14 protein-coding genes are annotated in these 24387 nt (G+C 36.7%); 3 read left to right on the top strand and 11 right to left on the bottom strand.

Features of this window, described 5'->3' with window-relative positions; translation table 11 throughout:
• Positions 1-48: 48 nt before the first annotated feature.
• The 7 genes from glgX to glnS all read right to left on the bottom strand — a co-directional run bounded on the left by glgX (position 49) and on the right by glnS (position 14315).
• On the bottom strand, positions 49-2031 hold the full coding sequence (gene glgX / locus HSM_RS07040; protein ID WP_012340518.1) for a glycogen debranching protein GlgX: 1983 nt from the start codon (positions 2029-2031) through the stop codon (positions 49-51).
• 25 nt (positions 2032-2056) lie between these two features.
• Positions 2057-4504: a 1,4-alpha-glucan branching protein GlgB gene (gene glgB, locus HSM_RS07045; protein WP_012340519.1), complete on the bottom strand. Its 2448-nt coding sequence runs from the start codon at positions 4502-4504 to the stop codon at positions 2057-2059.
• An 11-nt stretch (positions 4505-4515) separates the two neighbouring features.
• The gene (malQ, locus tag HSM_RS07050) at positions 4516-6615 is read right to left on the bottom strand and encodes a 4-alpha-glucanotransferase (RefSeq protein WP_012340520.1); all 2100 of its coding nucleotides are present in this window, start codon (positions 6613-6615) and stop codon (positions 4516-4518) included.
• A gap of 109 nt (positions 6616-6724) precedes the next feature.
• Positions 6725-7168 (bottom strand): YcgN family cysteine cluster protein, encoded by a 444-nt coding sequence (locus HSM_RS07055; protein ID WP_075293883.1) that lies wholly within the window; start codon positions 7166-7168, stop codon positions 6725-6727.
• A 113-nt stretch (positions 7169-7281) separates the two neighbouring features.
• Positions 7282-10065, bottom strand: a complete 2784-nt coding sequence (locus HSM_RS07060; RefSeq protein WP_012340521.1) for a M16 family metallopeptidase — start codon at positions 10063-10065, stop codon at positions 7282-7284.
• A complete protein-coding gene (locus HSM_RS07065; protein ID WP_012340522.1) occupies positions 10065-12452 on the bottom strand; it encodes a TonB-dependent receptor plug domain-containing protein in 2388 nt (795 codons plus the stop codon). The genes HSM_RS07060 and HSM_RS07065 overlap by 1 nt, the downstream gene beginning before the upstream one ends.
• Positions 12453-12647: 195 nt before the next feature.
• Positions 12648-14315, bottom strand: coding sequence for a glutamine--tRNA ligase (gene glnS / locus HSM_RS07070; protein WP_012340523.1), 1668 nt, complete (start codon positions 14313-14315; stop codon positions 12648-12650).
• 195 nt (positions 14316-14510) lie between these two features.
• On the opposite strand from glnS, the gene HSM_RS07075 reads away from it, so the two are divergent.
• Positions 14511-15464: a gluconeogenesis factor YvcK family protein gene (locus tag HSM_RS07075; protein ID WP_012340524.1), complete on the top strand. Its 954-nt coding sequence runs from the start codon at positions 14511-14513 to the stop codon at positions 15462-15464.
• Here the strand turns inward: HSM_RS07075 and HSM_RS07080 are convergent.
• From HSM_RS07080 to ttrB, 3 genes are read right to left on the bottom strand one after another with little or no spacing between them, the layout of a single operon-like run.
• Positions 15451-18540, bottom strand: coding sequence for a tetrathionate reductase subunit A (locus HSM_RS07080; RefSeq protein WP_012340525.1), 3090 nt, complete (start codon positions 18538-18540; stop codon positions 15451-15453). The two genes, HSM_RS07075 and HSM_RS07080, sit on opposite strands and share 14 nt — an antisense overlap.
• Positions 18533-19561: an NrfD/PsrC family molybdoenzyme membrane anchor subunit gene (gene nrfD, locus HSM_RS07085; protein ID WP_012340526.1), complete on the bottom strand. Its 1029-nt coding sequence runs from the start codon at positions 19559-19561 to the stop codon at positions 18533-18535. Before nrfD ends, HSM_RS07080 begins: the two co-directional genes overlap by 8 nt.
• A complete protein-coding gene (gene ttrB, locus HSM_RS07090) occupies positions 19558-20295 on the bottom strand; it encodes a tetrathionate reductase subunit TtrB (protein WP_012340527.1) in 738 nt (245 codons plus the stop codon). The genes nrfD and ttrB overlap by 4 nt, the downstream gene beginning before the upstream one ends.
• Before the next feature lie 218 nt (positions 20296-20513).
• On the opposite strand from ttrB, the gene HSM_RS07095 reads away from it, so the two are divergent.
• The gene (locus tag HSM_RS07095) at positions 20514-22211 is read left to right on the top strand and encodes a sensor histidine kinase (protein ID WP_011609053.1); all 1698 of its coding nucleotides are present in this window, start codon (positions 20514-20516) and stop codon (positions 22209-22211) included.
• 1 nt (position 22212) lies between these two features.
• Positions 22213-22803, top strand: a complete 591-nt coding sequence (locus HSM_RS07100; protein ID WP_012340529.1) for a response regulator — start codon at positions 22213-22215, stop codon at positions 22801-22803.
• A gap of 91 nt (positions 22804-22894) precedes the next feature.
• Here the strand turns inward: HSM_RS07100 and thiI are convergent, their stop codons facing one another.
• Positions 22895-24349, bottom strand: a complete 1455-nt coding sequence (gene thiI, locus HSM_RS07105; protein ID WP_012340531.1) for a tRNA uracil 4-sulfurtransferase ThiI — start codon at positions 24347-24349, stop codon at positions 22895-22897.
• Between the last annotated feature and the right edge of the window lie 38 nt (positions 24350-24387).

The following is a 24387-nucleotide window of genomic DNA, read 5'->3' on the forward strand; positions in this document are numbered from 1 at the left end:
TATCTTTTATTTTTATACTCACGACTAACTCACATTTACTTGAGTTATTCACTTTTTCTGCAACACACCAAAAGCCAAATCCGTCATCTCCAACTGCTTGTTTTCTAAATGTACTACTTTTGAATAACACAAAATCTCCCAATTGCCTTGAGGTAATAAGAATTTTTGTGAACTTGTTTTTGCGTTGATAACGAACAGGTATTTACTGTCCAGCAAAATCTGCAGAGCTTTGCTCTCTTTATTATGCCACTCATCTAATGACATCTTCTCAGCATCAATATTTAACCAAGATACATTGCTCTCCTGCCACCAATTATCCCGTTGTAAACTCGGAATTTGTTTACGCAATGCAATAACTTGCTTAACCAAATTAAAGAGATCTTGTTCAAAATATTGCCATTTTAACCATGTTGTTTCATTATCTTGGCAATAGGCATTGTTATTACCATACTGCGTATTACCAAACTCATCACCAGCCAATAGCATTGGCGTTCCGTTTGATAATAACAAGCTCAGTAACAACGCACTACGACTTAAATAACGAGCTTCTTCAACAAGAGAATTTCCCTCTTTATATCCTTCCATACCATGGTTATAACTATAATTCTCACTCCGCCCATCTCGATTATCTTCACCATTTGCCCAATTATGCTTTTGGTTATAACTTACTAAATCATGTAATGTAAAACCATCATGTGCGGTAATAAAATTGACAGAATTATGTGGTAATTTCCCCTGACAACGATATATATCACTCGAACCTGCGAAACGCTCTGCAAAAACACCGAGTTCACCGCTTTTCCATAACCAAAAACGACACATATCATCACGAAATCGGTCATTCCATTCAGCAAAATACGCTGGGAAATTACCTACTTGGTATCCACCCATACCTATATCCCAAGGTTCGGCAATAAATTTAACTTTTTGCAAAATTGAGACCTGCTCAATTTCTTTAAATAATAAGGCATTAGCATTAAAATCCGGCGTTTCTCGTCCTAAAACTGAGGCTAAATCAAAACGAAAACCATCAACATGACATTCTTCTACCCAATAGCATAAACAATCAATTATCCACTTTCGTCCTAGTTCAATGGATAAATTAAGTGTATTTCCACAACCTGTTAGATTAATGTAGTTTCCCGCTTCGTCCTGCCAATAATAAGTCCGATCATCAATTCCTCGTTGACTAAACGTTGGAAAATACTTTTCCGATTCAACAGAATGGTTGAACACTACATCTAAAATCACCTCAATTCCCGCTTTATGTAATGCTTTTACCATTGATTTAAACTCTGTTAAGGGTGTTGTATCGGCTTGATTTGACCAATATTTGGACTCAACAGCAAACATCGCTAAGGGACTATAACCCCAATAATTCTGTAGTCTTTTCTCCTGCAAGTGCGGTTCATCTAAATGATAATTTATTGGCAATAATTCCACCGCACTTACACCTAATTCTTTCAAATAGGCAATGACATTTTGATGAGCTAAACCTGCATAAGTCCCTCGAATTGCTTCCGGAATGTCCTCTCGCAACTGAGTAAAACCTTTTACATGCAATTCATAAATGATACTTTCTGACCAAGGTGTTTGGGGTAAAATATCTTCTTCCCAATCAAAAGATGACGATTCAATTAACGCTTTAGGTGCTAAATGTGCATTATCTCTCTCATCTTCAAGTAAAAACCAAGCTCTATTTTCTACACAACTTAAATCAGGTTTACCCACAACAGCTTTCGCATAGGGATCTAACATCAATTTATTTGGATTGGATAAAGAACCATCCACGCCATGAATACGAAAACCATATTCAGTTCCATATTCCAATTCAGTTACCCAAATATGCCATATATTTTCTGTACAATACATTGAATAACAGGTTTCTTGAACAGAATTTTTATTAAAAATACAAAGTTCAACCGCACTTGCCTGTGAGGAATAGATTGCAAAATTAAATCCTGCAATACCTTCCATACAACATTCTGTACAACCTAAAGGATATGGTTTACCTAAACTCATCTTGCTCATAAATATTCAAATTGTTTTTATACCTTTAGCTAACGTTGTTTTCTACTGATGTCGATTCTGCAATCACCTCTGCATTTGGAAAAACAGCACTTTCCTCGTTTTTTACTTTTTTAACTACCGCTCTTTTTGTTACCGTCTTTTTAGGCTTAACCTCTGTTGCCTCAGAGACAGTATCAGCGACAGTTTTTTTGGTTCTCGTGGTTTTACCCTTTGCTATTTTTTTCTCTGTTTTCACCGCTGTATCTTCAACTTTCGAGGTTTTTCTCATTTTTCTGACTTTTTTTACTTTATGCAGTTTAAGATACACTGTTGCTAGAGGAGGGATATCAATACTGATAGATTGTGCTTTATTATGACTTTCAATATCTTCAGTTACAATTTTGCTCGTATTTGTCGAATTTGATCCCATATACTGTTGTGCATCGGAGTTTAAAATTTCCAGATATTCACCGGCAATATTTACACCAAAACGGTAATTTTGACGTAAAACAGGGGTGAAATTACTGACAACAATAATACGTTCATCTTTTTTACTACGACGCTCAAAAACAAACACGGAATTTTGATAATCATCAACAACAAGCCATTCAAAACCTTGTGGATCCGTATCTAACTCAAAGAGCGGTGCATTTTTTTGATAAATATGATTAAGATCTCTAACATAATCCTGTATAGCTTTATGCCAGCCACCACCATGAAATTCATCAAGAAGATACCAATCCAAACTTTCCTGATAATTCCATTCTCTGCCTTGAGCAAATTCATTGCCCATAAAGAGTAATTTTTTACCCGGATAACCCCACATATAACCATAATATGCACGTAAATTAGCAAATTTTTGCCACGCATCTCCGGGCATTTTACCGAGTAATGAACATTTACCATGTACAACTTCATCATGTGAAAGCGGTAAAATAAAGTTCTCACTATATTGATACACCATACCAAAGGTCATTTGGCTATGGTGATGTTGACGATAAATCGGATCTTTTTTCATATACGACAATGTATCGTTCATCCAACCCATATTCCATTTAAAATGAAAACCTAAACCACCTTCATACGGAGGATGAGTAACACCGGCAAAAGAGGTTGATTCTTCCGCAATTGATACAACACCAGGAATTTCCGTTCCCAATAAATGATTAGTTTGTTTCAAAAATTCAATGGCCTCCAAATTTTCACGACCACCATACTGATTTGGTATCCATTGCCCGTCTTCACGGCTATAGTCACGATAAATCATAGACGCAACCGCATCTACTCGAATACCGTCTAAGCCAAATCGCTCCATCCAATACAACGCATTCGAAGCCAAATAATTTTTTACTTCATGACGACCGTAGTTATAAATCAAAGTATTCCAATCTTGATGATAACCTTCTTTGGGATCCGCATGTTCATATAAAGCCGTACCGTCAAAAGCAACTAAACCGTGCGTATCGCTTGGGAAATGACCCGGAACCCAGTCTAAAATCACATTGATTCCAGCCTTATGAGCTTTATTCACTAAACGTTTAAAACCTTCGGCTGTACCAAAACGGCTAGTCGGAGAATACAAACCTATAGGTTGATAACCCCACGAACCGTCAAATGGAAATTCAGACAGGGGTAAAAGTTCAATATGCGTAAATCCCATGTCTTTTACATAAGGAATAAGCTCCTCAGCAATTTGATCATAATCCAGCCAAAAATTATTTTCCAAGTTACGACGCCAAGAACCCAAATGTACTTCATAAATTGAAATCGGCTGATCAGCTTGATTAGCTTTTCGGCGTTTTTCAGTCATTGATACAATTTCAGGCAATGCCCCAATTTGTGATGCTGTATCAGGACGTAATTGTGAACTGAAGGCATAAGGATCGGCTTTTAAGCGTAATTGATTATGACAGTCTAACAGCTCAAATTTATACAGTTGCCCCAACGATACTTTGGGTAAAAATAATTCCCAAATACCGCTAGATTGATGAAAACGCATTGGGTGCCGGCGACCGTCCCAATAGTTAAAATCGCCTACGACCGAAACACGTTTAGCGTTTGGTGCCCACAGACGAAAATTTACACCTGCTACGTTGTCACATTCGGTAAAATGTGCACCTAAAATTTCATAAGGGCGTTTATGGGAGCCTTCTGCCAGTAGCCAATTATCAAGTTCATTAATCATCGGATGAAATGCGTAAGGATCTTCTATAACTTGAGCTTCATTTCCCCAATAAACTTCTAATTGATACGCAAAAAAACTATGCGTATTAGGCACAACACCGGCAAAAAAACCACGTTCATCTACCCTCAATAATTCACAAAGTACATTTTTTGTTTCTTTACTGAGAACAAATACTTTTTCAGCATCCGGTAATAATACCCTTACTTCAATCCCATTTGACGTTTCATGCATACCTAACACGGAAAAAGGATCCGCATGTTCTCCATCAAAAAAAGTATCAATGGTAGATTGTGATACAAATTTATTCATAAAAACCCTGCCTATTTATTTCTTGCCTGATTAATTGTTCTAATTAATGAAAGTACTGTTTTATCAGTAAAAATTTTTTCTAGCGGTTGTAATAATTTCTTACGCCAGTTAGGATATTCCGTTGAAGTACCGGGTAAGTTAAAAGAAACCTCTTGATTAAGTAAATTTTCCAGTTGTATGCCAATTAATTGCGTTTGACTTTCAGCTAAATATTGATGAATGACATGATTTAAATTATCGTGCATTGCCATATTTAACGCATCTCCCCAATAATCAGGCGGTAAGTATTGATCTCGGTGCAAAGTATTAAGCAACGCTTGTTTATCTACTACTCGCTGATCATATTTTGATTTTAAAACATCTTCTTTCAACATACCTAATTGAGCAAACAGTTCTAAATCACGACAGTGCCAAAAACTCTGCAATGAAGGAAGATCATGAGTTCCAACTGTAGCAAATGCTTGCAAAGGAAAATGATCTGCTTTCGGATATTCGTTGTGTTGTTGCTCAAAATACAGAACAAAATAAGAGAACACTTTAAATTCATCCAATTTAAACCGCACTTCATTAGGTACAGTACCTAAATCCTCACCGACAATTAAACATTGATTACGCTGACTTTCAATTGCCAAAATTGCCATCAACTCTGCAAAAGGATAATGTACATAAAGTCCATCACAGGCACTTTTTCCTTCCGGTATTAACCACAAACGAAACAATCCCATAATATGATCAATACGTAACACACCAAAATGCTGCATATTGGCTCGCAACATATCAATAAAAGGCTGAAAGCCACGAGCTTTTAAAATTATTGGATTATAAGGCGGAATATTCCAATTTTGTCCTACCGGACCCAAAGGATCCGGCGGAGCACCAACTGAAGCGTTCACACAATAAAGTGTTTGATCGGACCAAACATCCGCACTTCCTCTCGAACTGCTTACAGCCAAGTCTCCATAAATTCCCAACGATAGACCTTTTTCCAAGCACAAGTTTTTTACTTCAGTTAATTGGATAGTAGCCAACCACTGCACCCAAGCGTAAAAATCCACTTGTGTTTTATATTTACGTAACAAATTTTTGCGTTCTTTATCAGTTAAAATTTGCCATTCTTTACGCCAACCTAACCAACCAATTTTATTTTCATCTTCCGGCATATTTTGATGTTCAATACTATCTAATACGTCAAATAAAGCCTGAGATAATAAAGCATCACCTTGTGCCTTCACAAACTCAGCAAATTGGCGACGACGCTCAATAATTTTACTTGCTCTGCTACGCTTAAAATAAGCGAATAACTCTTCTAATGCAGAACGTTTTAATGACATTACTGCCTGATAATCTACGATATCAGATTGGCACAACTCAGCCAGTTTAGCTTGAGTATTCTCTTGTTTAAACCAATTTTGGACTTTTTGACACAAATTAAATTCAGGTAATTTATCTACTGCCAAATATAAAAAATTCAACCAACGTCTTGAAGAAGAACTGTACGGACTTGCCCATTCAGGAATAGCCGGATAAAGTTGATGTAACGGATTAATTCCAATAAAGTCAGCTCCCAGCACCGCACTTTTCTCAATTAAATATGCAAGATCGGCAAAATCGCCAATCCCCCAATTGCGTGCGGAAACCAAACTATAAAGCTGAACATTAATTCCCCATGCTTTTTTACGTTGAAATACTGTCGGTTGATAAGATTGTTGAGGCGAAACTAAAATGCGAACGACATAGTTATTTCCATTTATTTCAAGAAGCAACGAATAATAACCATAAGCTAAAGGAGATAATGTTAGTTTTTTCTGCTCTTTAAGAAGTTGGCTCCGAGACAGGAAGTTCCCATTATCATCATACAAAGAATATTGAATAGAAATGCCGGAAGATAAATTAAATGCGGTTAAGTCATAAATTATAGGTTCATTTTCACTGACGACTATTACATCATCAAATTTTTTATCTTCTGAACCGACTTCCGTTTGATTCAGTAATTGAATGAAATAATGCAGACTTTCCGGTTTTGCGTAAATCAAATTACCATCAATATCATAATGAGATATGGCAATCCCTATTTTTTCTGCATCTTGTTGTAATTGATTAGAAATGCCCATCTTACTCTCAAAAAGCTTAAAAAGAATTAAATCAATTTCATTCTATCTAATCTTAACTGACAAAAGCAAACGCATTACTTTAAATTGTGATCCAGTTCAAATAGAAATTTTAAGTTTTTTCATCAATCACAAATTCAAACCAATCAATCACATCTTTTTCATGAATACCCTGCTCAATCATCACACCAGCACGTTTCATTGCTTGAGAATGACCAACGATGAGAGGATGCCAATCAAAGAGCGGTTTATTTTCATAAAGTAAACGATAAGCACAAGTACTGGGCAACCAACTGAAATGTGGCAAATTTGCTTTAGTTAATTTTGTACAATCTTTCTCTAAGCGAAAACGTTTCTCATAATGACCGCACTTTCCCGTTTCTAAATTCAATAGATTGCAAGCAATACGAGTAAAATACAGCTTTTGTCGTTTTCCTCGCCCTTCAATAAACTTACGGTAACAGCACTTGCCACAACCATCACAAAGTGCTTCCCATTCTTCATCGTTCATTTCAAGCAAAGATTTATATTTCCAGAATTCAGGGGATAAAGTCATTTCGAAAAAAACCGATACTATCATCTTAAAAAAATAATCCGGTTAAATATTATTCAACCGGACTCGTAGAATATTACCCAATTCAGGGAGTACGGAATTTAACCGCACTTTTATTACTGTGTCAATATTGCTTCAAATCTAAATTGAGATGGCAAAATTTTATGGGCTAAAGCCTCTATATTTTGTTGAGTTACTTGCTGTAATAACTGTTGCTCAGCAAACATAAGCAAAGGACCATCACTCAAAGAATAACTTTGTTCCAATTGAGATAAAATGGCTAACAATGATTCCTTCGCCTGTTTTAACTGAGATTGTTTTTCACTCACTTTTTTAGCCAACAATTCAGGCTCAATGCCTTGTTTAAGTATTTGATCTAATACATGATGAGTCATCTGCGTTAATTCCTGTACACGCATAGGATCACAACTAAACTCTATTTTCCCCTCAATTTGAGGTGAAAAATGTTCTTGTTCAAACCACGCATGCACTGCATAGATACCCGATGCCTGTTCTCTTAAACTCAACCGTAATTTCTCTTGTATGATATCTGCTAAAATATCCAGTAAATATTTGTTTTCCACTTGCCATTGATGATCAGCTGCGAAATACATTTCAACTTCTGCTCTTGGCTCATGCAACCCTTTAACAACTAAACGCTGCTCGGGTACATGTGCCTTTATCGGCTGTAATACTCTATTTTGTGTTTTAACCGGTACATTGGCTAAATATTTTTCAGCCAAATTTTGTACCGCACTTTCGCTAATATCACCAACAATAAAATAAGTGAAATCTGTTTTATTCGTAATATATTGCTGATAAATTGCGGAAAGTTTATCTGCCGTTAAATGCAGATTACTGAAACGATTTGCACCATATAGCGTTTCTTGTTGTGGAAAACGCAATTGCTCTACTTTCTGCATAAACGTCTTTTCCGGACTTTTTTCATTCACTTCATCCTGTAAAGTTTGGCGATATTCGGCTAAGACTTTCTCTGAAACAGGGCTGGTTTGTAGTTTTAACCTAAATAATCGCAGAATATCCGCTAAACTTTCTGTTTTACCTGCCGCCGTAAAACCCTGATCAGCCTCATCAATAACCGTCGTAAAAGCTATCGGAGCGTGACTGAAATACTGATCAATATCAGCCTGAGGTACAATGCCAATTCCAGTATCATCGACCACAGAAATCGCCGCTCTTAACGCATGATAATGTGATCTTGGCACAGAACGTAATCCTCCTGCTGTCAAGGCTTTAAAATAAACTTGTTGCGGACTTTTATCACTATACATATAAATCAATTTACTGCCGTTACTTAACAAATATTCAGTAATTTTTTGTCCACGCCATACTTTTTGCTTAGTGGCATTGCCCGCAACTAAATCTAAATGCGGAAGCTGAACTACCCTATTATCTTGTTGTTGCCAAGAAGATTGCGATTGCTGTAAAGCCTGTTGCCATTTTTGTGCCAACCATTGACTATCAAACGATAATTTGTGCGGTTTTGGCTGAGTAATCAGCACCAACTTGGACTTTAACTGCAACATTTGTTGAAAAGTGCGGTTAATATCTGCCAAAGTCAGTTGATTGAACAATTGATGATTTAATTCATATTGATCTTGCGGAGAGAGTAGCACTTGATCATTTGCCATGGTAACAACTAATTCATCAGCAATTTTGATACTACTCACTTCCAAATGTCGTTGTTTAGTATTTATTTTACGCAAACGCTGAAGTTCATCATCCAATTCCGTCTGCGTAAACCCGTTTTGAGCAATTTCCGCAATAAAGTTAAAGAGTTGCTCTGTCGCTTTTTGATAATCCTCATTCTCAAGTTGTAAAGAAAATGTGGATTGTAACGTTTGCTTACCTAAATAATCATGATAAAAATTAGCAGATTTTACGACCGCACTTGAAGACTGATGTAAATATGTTTCCCATTGTTGCAAACGTAAATTAAGCAAACGCACCACAATTTGTTGCCATAAATTCTCTCGGTATTGTGCTACCGTATTGATATTTTCCGGCGGTTTAAAAAAACTCAAGTCCAATCCCGGTTCACGCATTTCTTTCTCAGACACGGTCGCTAAACGCCATTTAGGCGGTAAAGGAATATCAAAATCAATCTCGGGTAAAGGTTGGTGTTGTAGCGGATGGCTACTCCCTAATTTCTGTTGAATTAAAGACTTAATTTTTACCGGATTCACATCACCTACCACAATAAGACTGACATTATCCGGACGATACCATTTTCGATAAAAATCTTTTACACGCTGTGCCGAAACATGTTTAATGACGTTGACATCACCAATCGGATCTCGTTCTACATAACGTGACCCCGCCATTTCTATTTGGCTTTTTTTATCCCCTAAACGCAACATAGGACTTAAACGTGAACGCCATTCTTCCAACACAATTCCACGTTCCGCCTCTAAATCCGCTGGTAAAATGGTAAGATGGTTTAGCCATTGATCAATAACATTGAATGCCAAGCTAAGAGATTGCGGATCATTTTTAGCGATATTTAATGTATAAACCGTATTTTCAAAATCGGTAAACGCATTAATATCACGTGCAAACTTCATTCCTAATTTCTCAAGTGCATTAATAATTTGATTTTGCGGATATTGTTGCGAGCCATTAAATGCCATATGTTCAACAATATGGGCAACCCCTTTTTGATCATCCTCTTCGTGCATTGAACCGGCATTAACTACCAAACGCATATACACACGATTTTGCGGAAAATGATTAGGTAAAATGACATAACGCAAGCCATTTTCCAGTTGTCCTTGGTGGGCTTGCGAATGAAAAGGTAACGTATCTTTTTCATGAAATAAGGATTGGCAAGCACCAATCCCCAAAAGAGCGGTTAAAATTAGCAATATTTTTTTTAACATTAGAATTCATACCCTAATTCAAGCCAAAATTCACGACCTGCTGCGTAGAAACCATTATCCTCGTTAGAACTTAACCCCTTTCTCGTTTGATTAAGGACATTCAATATATCAAATTTCACAATCGCAGAATGTTTACCAAAGATTTTAGGTTGCCAACGAAGGCTGGTATCCCATTGTGTATGAGTGCCGTAATTGTAACTGCGATAAATCGGTAACTGACTACTTCTACTACCTGTATCCAATTGTTTAAACCCTTTTATAGGTGCTTTTACATAAATTCGGTTGGTCCATTCCAAATTATAATTTGGCATAGACATATCCACGCCAATCCGAGCCATCCATTCTTCACGATTGTTATTAACTTTAGACCGCATTTCTAATTCGGTCATTTGTTTTCCGTCTAAAATCACAATGGAATTCGGGTCATATCCTACACCTATATCAATACCTTTGGTATTTAACCAATCAAACCCTAGCGAAGCTCGCCATTCTGTCTGCCAAAATTTCCAACTGTCTTTATTTTGAATTTGCAACGTATATACATTATTGCTGTAATCTTTGCCTCGTGCAAAATGACGCACTTTTTTACCATTTTGACCATCTTCTTTTAGTATGATGCGGTTTTTATTTTGACGATGAATATATCGGGCATCAAGGATAACATTCCCGAGTTCTTGATTAATACTGAAACTCAATTCATCACTAAACGGCGTTTTCATGGAAGCAACGGACTGATAACGTGTGGTTCCTTTAGTGCCATCAATATCATCTAATTTGAAAATTCCCTCACTTAATTTCATGGAAGCAAAAGAGCGGCCATAATAACGGTTTGCTCCGAGGCTTAATTTGGTTTGTTCAAAGGGTTGATAGCGGGCGACAAAACGAGGGGCAATATTGGTATTTTTCAGGAAAGTATCACGCTCTAAACGTAATCCCGGACGAACTTCCCATTTACCCCCCAGCTTGATTAAATCTTCGACATAAAGGGCGATATTGTGATAATCGGTTTTTACTGTTCCTTTGGAAACGGAATTTGAAGAAAGAGGACTTTCCATACTATCCTGCATGAAAATTTCAGATTTAGCATTTTGATCACGTTGAAAACGATAGTGCGTAAATTGCCAGATACCCCCTAAGGAAATAGAATGTTCAGTACGTCCCCAAGTCAACGGATCCATAGCAAATTCACTGGAAAAATGCACATTGCGTTGCGTTAAAGCACTATCTCCCATTCCTCCACGTTCATAATTAATCGGATCATAGTTTTCATCAAATGCCAATATTTGCTTCAAATAATTAGAGGCGGATTTACGCTTATCTGCAAATTGATCATACGCCAATGTATTAGTTAACACACCGCTCTTTAACGAACGAATCCAAGCTAAAGTGGCACCATAGGCTTGATGATAATCTTGCACATTGCTATCAACATTTGTATCAAAGAATTTAGTTTCCACATAATTAGAATAACGCAAACTCAATTCAAAGCGATTATCCTCATTAGCAAGCCAGTTAAAATTCAACAACGCATTATCGGAACGGCGTTTATGTCTGCGATTATCCGAACTCAACTTGTCATCTTTTCCCAGCACTAAACGACGTTGCTGAATATCTGAAGTACGGCGACTAAATCCTGCTACCATACCGATATTTTTCCCTAAAGAATGTTGTGCAGAAAGGCTGAAGAAATCTTTGCTATATTTAGGTTGAAAATCCGCACTACTACCGTTAGGCGAGGCTTGTTTAAATTTTTCCCGATCTTTTTCCTCAAGATGAAACTTCGCCCAATTAGAATGGCTGGTACGATAACGCAGTTGCACACCATCGGTACCATCGTATTGCTTGGTTTTGGCGACTACGGCACCGCCGGCAAAACCGCCTAAACTGGCGGAAATATCGCTGTCGTAAACGGTTACGGAAGACAATAAATTCGCATCAAAGAAATAGGCTTGTGCATGACTTGCCATAGGCAAAGTTTGCATCGCTCCATCAAAAATAGCCGAGTCAAAGCCTAAATCATTATTGATATTGACATTATCTACAAAATAACTGGTTTGATTGGCTTCCGCACCATTAATCGAAATGTCAGCAGGTTTAATTTCACCTCGTTGAAAACTGTTTTCATCACTACGTTCAAAACGCACATGAGAATTGGTTTTCAAAAAATCAGAAATATTGCCGTTGGAATTAGGGGAAGATTTAATATCTTTGGCGGTTACTTTTTGGCTGGAAGATAATCCTGCGTTTTGCTCTGCATAAACAACAACCTCCGGTAATTGATTAGCTCGTTCAACTTTATTTTTACTTGTTTCTGCTTGAGCGGAAAACGCTAAACAGACGCTGACAGCTAATAAGGTTTTTTTAGTTTTTAAATCATAAGCTGACATAACTTTTCCTTAATTAGATATAAATGATAATAATTCTTATAAATTTTATCATCTAAATTTTTTAATGTAAAAATGTTCATCGCTTGCAGAAAAAAAATAATCCGACCATAGGTATGATCGGATTATGTGAGAGGCATTAAAATCATTAAATATACTCAGTAATACAACCGCACTTTTGGCGAAAAGGAACAGATATTAAAACCCTTCTTTCAGACTGACAGTTAGATTAAAAACTAAGTTATCTGCATTACTGTCTTTGCTATCGGCACAATAATACCCTTCCCGTTCAAATTGATACGCTTGTTCAGCTTTGGCACTAGCAAGGCTTTGTTCAACTACTCCATGCTTAATGATTAAGGAATTTGGATTTAACACTTCATTAATGTCTTCCACTGCTCCCGGATTCGCTACAGTAAACAATTTGTCATACAAACGAAATTCTGCCGATAAATTATCCGTTGCTGACACCCATTGAATAACACCTTTTACTTTGCGTCCCTCAGGATTTTTACCTAATGTTTCGGGATCATAAGTACAATATACTGTGGTTACACAACCTTCCGCATCTTTTTCAACACGTTCCGCTTTAATCACATAAGCATTACGCAACCGCACTTCTTTACCCAACACCAGACGCTTATATTGTTTATTCGCTTCTTCACGGAAATCAGCCTGATCAATATAAATTTCTTTGGTAAAAGGGAGTTCCCTCGTTCCCAATTCTTCACGATTTGGGTGATTAGGTGCGGTAAGTATTTCTTTCCCATCAAAATTTTCAATCACAATTTTTAGTGGGTTTAACACTGCCATTGCACGAGGTGCGTTTGTGTTTAAATCATCACGAATACAGCTTTCTAATGCACTGTATTCCACCACGTTATCCTGTTTAGTTACCCCTATACGACGACAAAACTCACGCAATGATGCAGGGGTATAACCTCGACGACGTAAACCGGAAATAGTAGGCATACGCGGATCATTCCAACCGTCAACAATCCCATCATTAACCAATTTCAGTAGCTTACGTTTAGATGTCAATGTGTATTCTAAATTCAAACGTGAAAATTCATATTGATGCGGTAATGGACGCTCAATCGAAATATTATCCAATACCCAATCATATAGACGGCGGTTATCTTGAAATTCTAGCGTACATAATGAATGAGTAATTCTTTCAATGGCATCGGAAATGCAATGGGTAAAATCGTACATCGGGTAAATGCACCATTTATCGCCTGTTTGATGATGACTTGCAAATTTGATGCGATATAACACAGGATCACGCATAACCATAAAAGGAGATGCCATATCAATTTTCGCTCTTAAACTTGCCGCGCCTTCTGCAAACTCGCCTTTTTTCATTTTTTCAAATAACGCCAAGTTTTCTTCTATGCTGCGATCACGATAAGGACTGTTTTTACCTGCTGATGTAAGTGTTCCTCTATACTCACGAATTTGCTCGGGGGAAAGTTCATCAACATAAGCCAACCCTTTTTTAATTAATTCAATTGCATAACTATACAGTTGATCGAAATAGTCGGAAGCATAGCGAGGCTCCCCCTCCCATTCAAAACCTAACCATTTTACATCTTGCTTAATACTGTCAACGTATTCCACATCTTCTTTTACCGGATTGGTATCGTCAAAACGTAAATTACATTTACCCTGATAATCTTGTGCAATACCGAAATTTAAACAAATCGACTTAGCATGGCCAATATGTAAATAGCCGTTCGGCTCAGGTGGAAAACGAGTATAAACATTATGATGTTTTCCACTAGCTAAATCTTCATCAATAATTTGGCGAATAAAATTTGTTGGTTTATGTTCCGTATTTTCCATTTCAACTGTTATTTCGCTCATTTTTTGTCCTCAATGCAATTTGATAATTAAAAATCTGCGTATTTTACAGTGTTTTGCACAGAATACAAAGTACAGCGGATTTTATCTCACTTGGCATATCTGTACATTACCTTTTGTAAACTTTCAGGTAAAATAGCATAACCTCTAATACAGGTATTTTTATACCGCACTTATTTTTCATGAAAAGGAACGTTTATGTCTGATTTGACCCTACACAGCCGACATACCTATTTAGATCAAGTCAAACACATTGTGGCAATCGGTGGGGGTCATGGGTTAGGACGTGTCATGTCTGCATTGAGCTTTATGAATGAGCGTCTTACCGGTATTGTTACTACAACAGATAATGGCGGCTCAACAGGGCGGATTCGACAAACTCAGGGCGGCATTGCTTGGGGTGATTTACGCAATTGCCTTAATCAGATCATTGCAGAACCTAGTACAGCATCTGCTTTATTTGAATATCGTTTTTCCGGTCAAGGTGAATTAGCAGGGCATAATTTAGGTAATTTAATGCTGAAAGCACTGGAAAATATGAATATCCGTCCAACAGATGCGGTTAATTTAATTCGAGATCTTCTCAAAGTGCGGTCTTTTATTGTGCCAATGTCTGAAAGCCCTGTACACCTTGCCGCCTCCTTGTCTCCCGGTAAAAGTATCGTTGGAGAAGTAAGTATTGATCAATTAACCGAAATCCCTACATCTATTTTTTTAGTTCCATTAGTACAGGCTACCACTGAAGCAATTCAAGCTTTAAAACAAGCGGAAGTCATTTTATTCGGTCCGGGTAGCTTCTTAACCAGCATTATGCCGCCATTATTACTACCAGAAATTATTGAGGTACTGAAAAATAGTCAAGCTAAGAAAATCTTTATTGATAATTTAGGTGTAGAACACGGTCCTGCCGCCAAATTATCTTTAATCGATCGCATTCAATGGATTAATCAAACTATTGGTTGTGATATTATTGATGGTGCGATCGTTCAAAGCAAGCCGCAACAGAATTATCACGCCTCCTCAATAAAAATCATGGCTCGCCAACTTAAAGCCGATGATATAGGCTACCGCCACGACCGCACTTTACTTTGTAATGCGATTGACGAATTATTGACAGAATTAGCTCATCATTTTTCACCTAAGCAAGTTTGACTAATTTAGCTGGAATTCCTTGTCTAACAGCGGAGCCACATACCCAATCAACCCAAGGCGAGGCAATCTCTTTGGTACTATCTAACAAACCAAGATCATTAATATTAACTCCGGAACCAATCTGAGCATGTCCTTCAATTAATTTCCCATTAATTGTATAACCTGTAGCCCCCAGTTGTTTATGTCCATAACCATGCTCAATCGCAATTGTCCCTTTAATGACACCGTTCATCACAACCAGCTGCACAACAGCTTTTCCTCCCGGGGTATTTAGCTCCACAAGCTCACCATGATGTAATCCATATTCCGTAGCATCCTGTTGATTAATTGCCACAATACCATTAGGTTTAATACTATGTAATCTTAGCAAAGGTGCTGTAATACTACTCATTAAATTTGATTTAAAGGAAATTAATTTAAATGGCCATTGTATTTTAGGGTAATGGCTTTCAACTGTGCTATTATCGGCAAACTGATCTTCAAAATACGTTGGACAGCCGTGATAATTTTTACCGGTTTGAGCATGTTTGGCTTTTGCTACATTTTCATTCCAAATTTGCAAACAGTTTTTCCAGCGAGCCTGCATATTATCTTCCTGCCATGCACTGCTATGAGGAGCAAAACGTCCGCCTTTACAGTAAATTGTAGCCACTTTCTTAATTTCTTCAGGTTTTAACACTTGTTGTAAACTTGGCATCAAACGTTGTACACCCGTTAGCAATAAATCTTCTTGAGTTGCATCTTGTACCGGCTGTTTTCCATCATAAGCTATATTGGCAGCTGCTCGTAAAAAGAAATCTTCACTACGATTTAAAGGATAGGAATGATTTTGTTTATCTAAGATAGCATTATCACCAAATCCAGGTAATTGCATCATCTTAGCAATTTCGATAACAAAACTTTCCATACAAATAGTATCGCCTTGAGATGTTTTCTCATTAGGCGATGCTATCACAGGCCAGCGGGCAGTACTGGTTTTTGTTGGAACACCAGCCCAAGGGGTACTAAATCCCCAACTCTCAAAATTATGGGTATCCGGCACAATATAATCGGCAAGGGCGGTAGTTTCATTCATAAAAGCATCAATAGAAATAAAGAGCGGTAAGATTTTCGGATCTTTTAATTTCTGTTGCGTAATATGGTGAATACCTGTCATACCATAAATTGGATTCCCCATATGATTAATCCAAGCTTTAAGTGAGTATGGATAGCCTTGTAAGGCAGAAGTAATCATTTCTGACATTTGTCCGCCAACAAAAGGATACCAAGCGGCTTTCGCTGGATATGGAGAAATACCTTGTGCTACTTTTTGTTTAAATTCACTGGATTTTTCATAATCTTTTTTACTACGCGCTAAATTTGTTCCTTTGGGTTTAACCATATTGGGGAAATTTGCAAGATTGTAACGAGATCCAGCAGCAAAATCTTTAAATTTACCGCCACTCATACTCATACCACCTTTTTTATTCATATTTCCTATCATGGCATTAAGTAACAATATCGCCCATGCTGTATAGAAACCATTGCTATGCATAGTTCCACCGTGGGTAATAACTGCCGCACGAGGTCCATGAGAAGTAAACTTTTTAGCAAGTTGAATAATAGTATCAACAGGTACACCACACTGCTCAGAATATTCCTCGATGGAGTATGAAAAACAAGATTCTTTGAATAATTGTAAAGCTGATTTAGCTAAAACCTGTGAGCCGTCTTTAAGGCTTATCCTGTCTTCCACAAAAAGCACCGCACTTTGGCAATCTTTGGCAGCTATAAATTTGCCTGTTTGTCGATCTTTCACCAAAATATCACTATCGCTCAATTTTTCAGGTTCGGGTAAATCCTCTATATGAAAATTTCTAATGGCTTGCCCATACTGCTTATGATTTGGATCGGCGATAAATAAATGTGTTGCATTACAAAAACTTACGCCATTAGCTTGTTGCATCGCAATTTCACTTGGTATAGACAAATAATCTTCGTTATAACGTTCATTTTCAATAATCCAACGTAACATGGCTAGTGCTAAAGAAAGATCTTTACCCGGAATAATTGGTACCCAGCGATTTTTATCTTGTGCTGCAGTTGAGGTAAGCTCTAAACGAGGTGCTATCACGACATATTCAAAATTATCCTCTGTACGCTTCTTAGCAAGCTGACGAGATTGACGTTTAAATGGATTTCCGGATTGTGCAGGAGAAGTTCCCATAAACAAAATAAATTCAACATGATCCCAATCAGGTTTAGCATGAGAATTATTAGCAAAGTCATTCATAAATGCACCGGATCCGGCACGATAGGATAAACCACAAAAAGAGCCATGAGAGGCGAAGTTAATGGTACCAAAACTGTTGTTTGCAAAACGTTTCAGAAGAGGTTGTCTTCCTTCAGGACCTGCGAAGGTTACCATCAGTTGATTTACTTTTGCACCAAAATCAGGGTGTTGTGCATTCACTGGCGTTTGCAAATCACGAATCGCTTTTAATCCATCTACATGCCCCTCTCCAAATAGATCTCCGCCATTCACAACTTCATCAATTAATTGCTCAAAACTGATCGTTTTCCATTTACCTTCTCCCCTTTTACCTACTCGCTTAAGAGGTTGTGTAATACGATAAGGGCTATTTATCCCATCTAAAAATGCAGCTCCACGGACACAAGCAGTAGAACGTTGCTGTAAGCCATTTTCACCAGAAACGCTTAACTCTGCTTGTTTAATTGATTGATTATAATCAAGGTAATGATCTGATGAGAGCGGGTGATAAGGATTACCGTTAATACGCAATACTTTATTTTTTTCTAAATCTATTCGAACCCGTAAACCACATAGAGTCCAGCACCCCATACATTGGGTATTACATACTACTTGTTGGCTATTGGTTAATAAATTGCCCTCTTTGACTTGATATTCAGGTAATAAAGAATTTCCATTTATATTGTCTTGTGTTTTTTGTCCTGAAGAACCTTCAATTACGCCCTTTGCAATTTCTTTTACTTTGGGAGAATAACCTGCAACAAAAGCAGTAGCGGCAGTTGTAGCCAAAGCTCCTTTTATCAAATTACGTCTTTGTTTATTCATGATCTTTTCTCCCCAAATTTGATTGCAATAGTGTATGAGATAGCAGTTGCCATAAAATAATACCTACTAATGACCACAAGCTAAAGACAGCTATCATTCCAATTAGCCCATCTACGTTCCAACTCAATTGATATGGATTTACCAAAGCGTTATATTTTGCGATTTGCTGTACTTCAATTAATAAAATCCAACGGGTAAGCCAAGTGATACAAAGTGCGGTTAATATTCGTAATAACCTTAGGAAAGTTGAATGAGGCAATAACAGCAATATGAACAAAACGAAGATCCCGATGAGTAATAACATCGGTGAATAGCTAATTTGCCATAATTTCATTAAATGAATAGCTGTTTGCTCAGAAAATAGATAAAGCCCTAAAATAGAAACCGTTAACCCTAATAAACTGGCGATAGTAAAGTATCTGAGAGCATAAACTTGAGGTATAAAATAATGACAAAATAATAAGCTGACGGGTAAAACACTAAATACGAGCAAAGGTAAAAGCCAAGTGTGATGCCATAAAGGACGAGCCTGTACAGTGAAGACCTCCATCGTGGTATACATTAAAATCAATATTGTCATAATTAAAGAAAGCCAAACAAAAAAGACTTTAATTAAATCAGTATTGAATTTCCCCCAATAAAGCCAGTGAAAATACTTAGGAATAGATTGCATTGGAACTGAGGTACGTAATGAACATAAAAAATATCCTGCCACGGATAAAACAAAGAAAGGTAAAAACCATGCTCCCCAATACATCCAAGACCATATCGTTGGGTTCAAATAAAAATTCATAATACGACCCGGTTGATGTAAATCCGCAGTTAAGGCAATAGGTGCAACAATTGCACAACTGAACGCTAAGCTAAGAGCAAGCAATTCAAGACGTGAATTTTTAATAAAATGAAAGAAGAACGCAGTCAAAACAGATGAACAGGCTAGTCCAATAAAGAAAAAATAGCTTACCGCCCAAGGTAGCCAAGCAATAGCTTGTGGTTCTACTAAGATCTCACGAATAATCATTCTGCTTTCTCCTTATCTTGCCATAACATTGGTTGACCGTTAACTTCATTCACAAAAGCATCATCTAAACCTAGATAAAATACATGTGGAATGGTACCGTGATCCGGTTTTAAAACCTTCAAATCATCTTTAAATTCATCTACCATTTTACTAATTGTACTGGTTGGATCCCGTAAATCCCCAATAATACGAGCTCCTCCCACACAACTCTCTACACAGGCAGGTAATAATCCTGCTTCTAAACGATGAGTACAAAAAGTACATTTATCTGCAGTTTTAGTTTCTGAGTTGATAAAACGAGCATCATAAGGACAAGCTTGTACACAATAAGCACAACCAATACAGCGTTTGTTATCAATCACAACAATACCGTCTTTACGCTGATAAGTTGCTTGTACAGGGCAAACCTGCACACAAGGAGGGTTATCACAGTGGTTGCATAATCGAGGAAGTAGAACATTATTGGTAATATTCTGTTCATTGGTGACTTCATATTGACGTACGGTAGTGCGAAACTCGCCAAGTGGTGTTTGATTTTCCACCGAACAACTCACCGTACAAGATTGGCAACCGATACAACGGCGTAAATCAACTAACATGGCATAGCGATGAGCTTCATTACCCTCTTTTCTTTCCGGCTGAAAACTTGTATTCGCTTGAGAAAAAGGGATAAAAGCCTGCCCAATAGTTAGTACTGATAAGTTTTTCAAAAAACGTCTTTTGCTTATGTACATAATCACTCCTACCTCTAATAAAGATTGAGCATTCAAGTTGATCAATTCAGGTTGTCTGAATATCAATGCTTAATCTTCCCACTCACAAATAAAATATTTAATAAAATTGAGTTGTTACCTCTTTTAGCGTATTGTTAAAAAATCTCCATGAAAAAACCATTGTGGTTTTCCACATAAAAATATGAGGATATTGATCTTCATCAATAAAAGGAAATAAAGTGAGAAAGTGCGGTCAGTTTTTAAAAAATTTTATGTTAATAATGGCTTTATTGCCCCAGTTAGCTTTTGCACAATCTTGGAAAATCGGTATTTTGGCACAGCGAGGAATTGCTGAAGCACATGAGCGTTGGCAACCTTGGATTGATTGGCTAAATCAACAATTTGATGAACATAACCAATTTTCATTAGTTACTCTCGATCTTAATGATCTAGAGACAGAACAAGCACAAGGAGTTGACTTTATTTTAAGTAACCAATCCCAATTTTTTTATTTAAATAATAAGGAAGTTCGTTGGTTGGTAACATTAAAATCGCTAAGACAAAAACAACATGACAGCACAGGAAGAGTTGGTAGTGCTATTTTTGTTCGTAGTGAAAGTAATTTTTATCAATTGAAAGATTTGAAGAATAAACGTATAAGTGCGGTAGGAAATAAAGCATTTGGCGGATTTTTATTAGGTTATAACGAATTATATAACCAAGGCTTGATGGAAAATAAAGATTTCAAGCCGGTTTTTACGGGATTTCCGGTAGACAATACACTATTTTTTTTAAAAGAGAAACAGGTAGATGCGGCAATTGTTCCCGTTTGTATTTTTGAGCAATTGGTAAAAGAGGGAAAAATAAAGGCTGAAAATTTCCGTCTATTGGCAGAAAAACCTAACCACATTGGTTGTCTGGCGAGTACAGTCTTACTACCCAATTGGTCATTAGCTGCAATGCCACAAGTACCCGGTGACTTGGCATCAAAATTAATAACCCTATTGCTTAATCAAGCGTCTGATAATCTTCCGCAATGGACACCTCCATATTCAACAAATCAAGCGGATAATATACTGCATCAGCTATATAAACACCCGAAACAAAATTTATGGCAAGCAATAAAATATTGGTTCTCACAATATCAATTTTGGATTACTGGTATTATTCTGCTTTTATTCGTTAATTATATTTGGATAAATTGGCAGATACATAGAAAAAGTAAAGCCTTACAACAAGCGTATCAACAACATCAAAAATATGAACAACAGTTGATACAGGCTGATAGACTTTCTATTCTTGGAGAAATGAGTGCAGGTATTGCTCATGAAATTAATCAACCTCTTACTGCTATTAGAATGTATGTGGAAGGTATGAAATATCAAGCAGAAGAACAAAGAACTCAAATCGTATTGGATAAAATATTACAACAAGTAGATAGAAGTGCGGAGATTATTCATAACTTAATGAATTGGGTAAAAGGAAAAAGTAGCGAAGATATTGAGTTAATCAATCTCAAACATTTACTAAAAAAAGTGACTCAATTCATTTCTCTACAACATTATAATAAATTTCAAATTAATCTAGTTTGTGCAACAGATATTTATTTGGAAATAAAAACCACAATTTTAGAACAAATTATCTGTAACTGTTTATTAAATGCCTTACAAGCAAAAGCATCAATGATAGATATTATAGTAGAGAAAGAGCAAAAAGAACTAAAAATAAGAATTTTGGATAACGGAACAGGTTTTCAACAAATAGAGTTGGATTTTCCTTTTGTTCCTTTCCGCACAAGTAAAAAACAAGGATTGGGCTTGGGATTAGTATTGTGTCAACGTCTAATCCAAGCGATGAACGGTAATATAAAGCTATCAAATAGACAGGATCAATCTGGGGCAGAAGTGACCTTAATCTTACAAATAAAAGGAAAATAGTATGAATATTCATCTACTTGATGATGACTTAACAATACTTGATGCCGCTAGTTTTTTATTGGAGCAAGCAGGTTATCAAGTTAAAACTTGGTCTAATAGTCAGCAATTTGTACAACAAGCTAATATTTTTGAACCTGGAATTTTGTTATTGGATATGAAAATGCCTCATTTAGATGGAAAAGCTGTTCATCAATTTTTACAGCAACAAAATAGCCCTTTTGCTGTAATTATTATGACAGGTCATGGCGATATCCAAATGGCAGTACAAGAACTCAAATTAGGTGCAGTAGATTTTTTACAAAAACCTATGCAATTTAGCCAATTACAATCAGCCATTAAACTGGCGAGAAAAAAAACAATGGAGAATTATGAACAATATCAAATCAAACGATGTTATAAGCAACTTAGCACTAAAGAATTAGAAGTTTTATCTTTATTATTAAAAGGTTATATTAATCGACAAATTGCAGAAACTCTAAATATATCCGTCAGAACAGTTGAAGTACATCGTTCACATATTATGGAAAAAATGCAAGCACAAACAGTGGCGGAATTAATCTACAAGATCACTCTTATTAAAAAGGACGAATAATATTCGCCCTAATGATGTAGTCTACTCAATTTATACCTTCATTTGCAGTCTAATTGCATCAGCAACCAATTAGCTTTTGCACCTAATGCTTTTAACTGATTTTATTCAATACTTTCACATTATCAAACCCTTTCTCTCGAAGATATAGGGCTTGTAACTTACTCATCACCCCTCGTTCACAATAAAGAACATAATTTTTACTTTGATCTAATTCAGCGAAATGTGAAGATAATTTATAAAAAGGCATTAAAATAATATTCTGTCCTGAGATTTCCAGTGGTTTATCATCGACTTCCTCCGGACTGCGAATATCTAAAATCACCTCATTAGCCGATAAAACCGTTATTTCATCAACTTCAGATACTTCTTTTTTTGTTTGTTCGGCAATTTGACGAATATCTAAATATTGTGCATTTTGCACCGCACTTTCCAGCACGGAAAAATCAAAATAACTTTCTTCCTGTTCGATTTTTTCTTTTACAGCTTTTACTGTCGGACTTTTAGAAATGGCACCGCAAAATTCAGGCATAGATTTAGCAATGTCCTCTGTACCAATTTCTTTTGCCTTAGCAATAATTTGTTCTTTGTCATGCGTAATTAACGGGCGTAAAACTAAACTTTCAGCCACCTCATCAATTAAGCGTAAATTAGTTAATGTTTGACTCGACACTTGTCCCAGTGCTTCCCCCGTTACAATCGCTTGAATGCCGAAACGTTGTGCAACTTTACTTGCCGCACGCACCATCATACGTTTTAACACAACACCCATTTGTCCGTTATCTACTTTTTCTAAAATTTCCGCAACAACCTGTTCAAAATTAATAGCAACAAATCGCACTTTATGCGAACCGCTAAAACGCTTCCAAATATGATACGCCATTTGTTTCACGCCAATTTCATGAGTTGCTCCGCCTAAATTGAAAAAGCAATAATGTACTCTCGAGCCACGACGAATTAACATGTAGCTGGATACACCGGAATCAAATCCACCGGAAATAAGCGATAAAACATCTTCTTGTGTACCGATAGGATAACCACCAATCCCCTGATGACGAGCTTTAATCAACATCATTTTGTCATTTTCAATATCAATTCTGACGGTAACATCCGGTTTGCTCAACTGCACTTTTGCACTTGCAACGGCTTGATTTAAACCTCCGCCAATATAACGTTCAGCATCCAATGAACTAAAATCATGTTTTCCTTTGCGTTTTACTCGTACACAAAATGTTTTATTCTCAATCTGAGTTGCTACATCACTCAAAGTTTGCTCAAAAATATCGTGCAATGTGACAAAAGGTTTTTCTTCCACTTCTAAGAAATGATGTATTCCGGGAATACGTCCGAGTAATTCAACCAATAGTGTCCGGTTTTCTATATTCTTCGACCGCACTTCGATGTAATCCCAATGTTTAACTACTGCAACAGTATCATCATATTTATTTAATACATTGCGAATATTACCGGTTAGAATTTTCACGAAACGTTTACGTACGCTTTCGCTTTTAATCATAATTTCAGGAAAAAGTTTAATAATAAATTTCATAATGAGTTTACATAGCTTTAATTTGATGATTTTCAGCA

This window comes from Histophilus somni 2336, from assembly GCF_000019405.1.
Lineage (GTDB): Bacteria > Pseudomonadota > Gammaproteobacteria > Enterobacterales > Pasteurellaceae > Histophilus > Histophilus somni.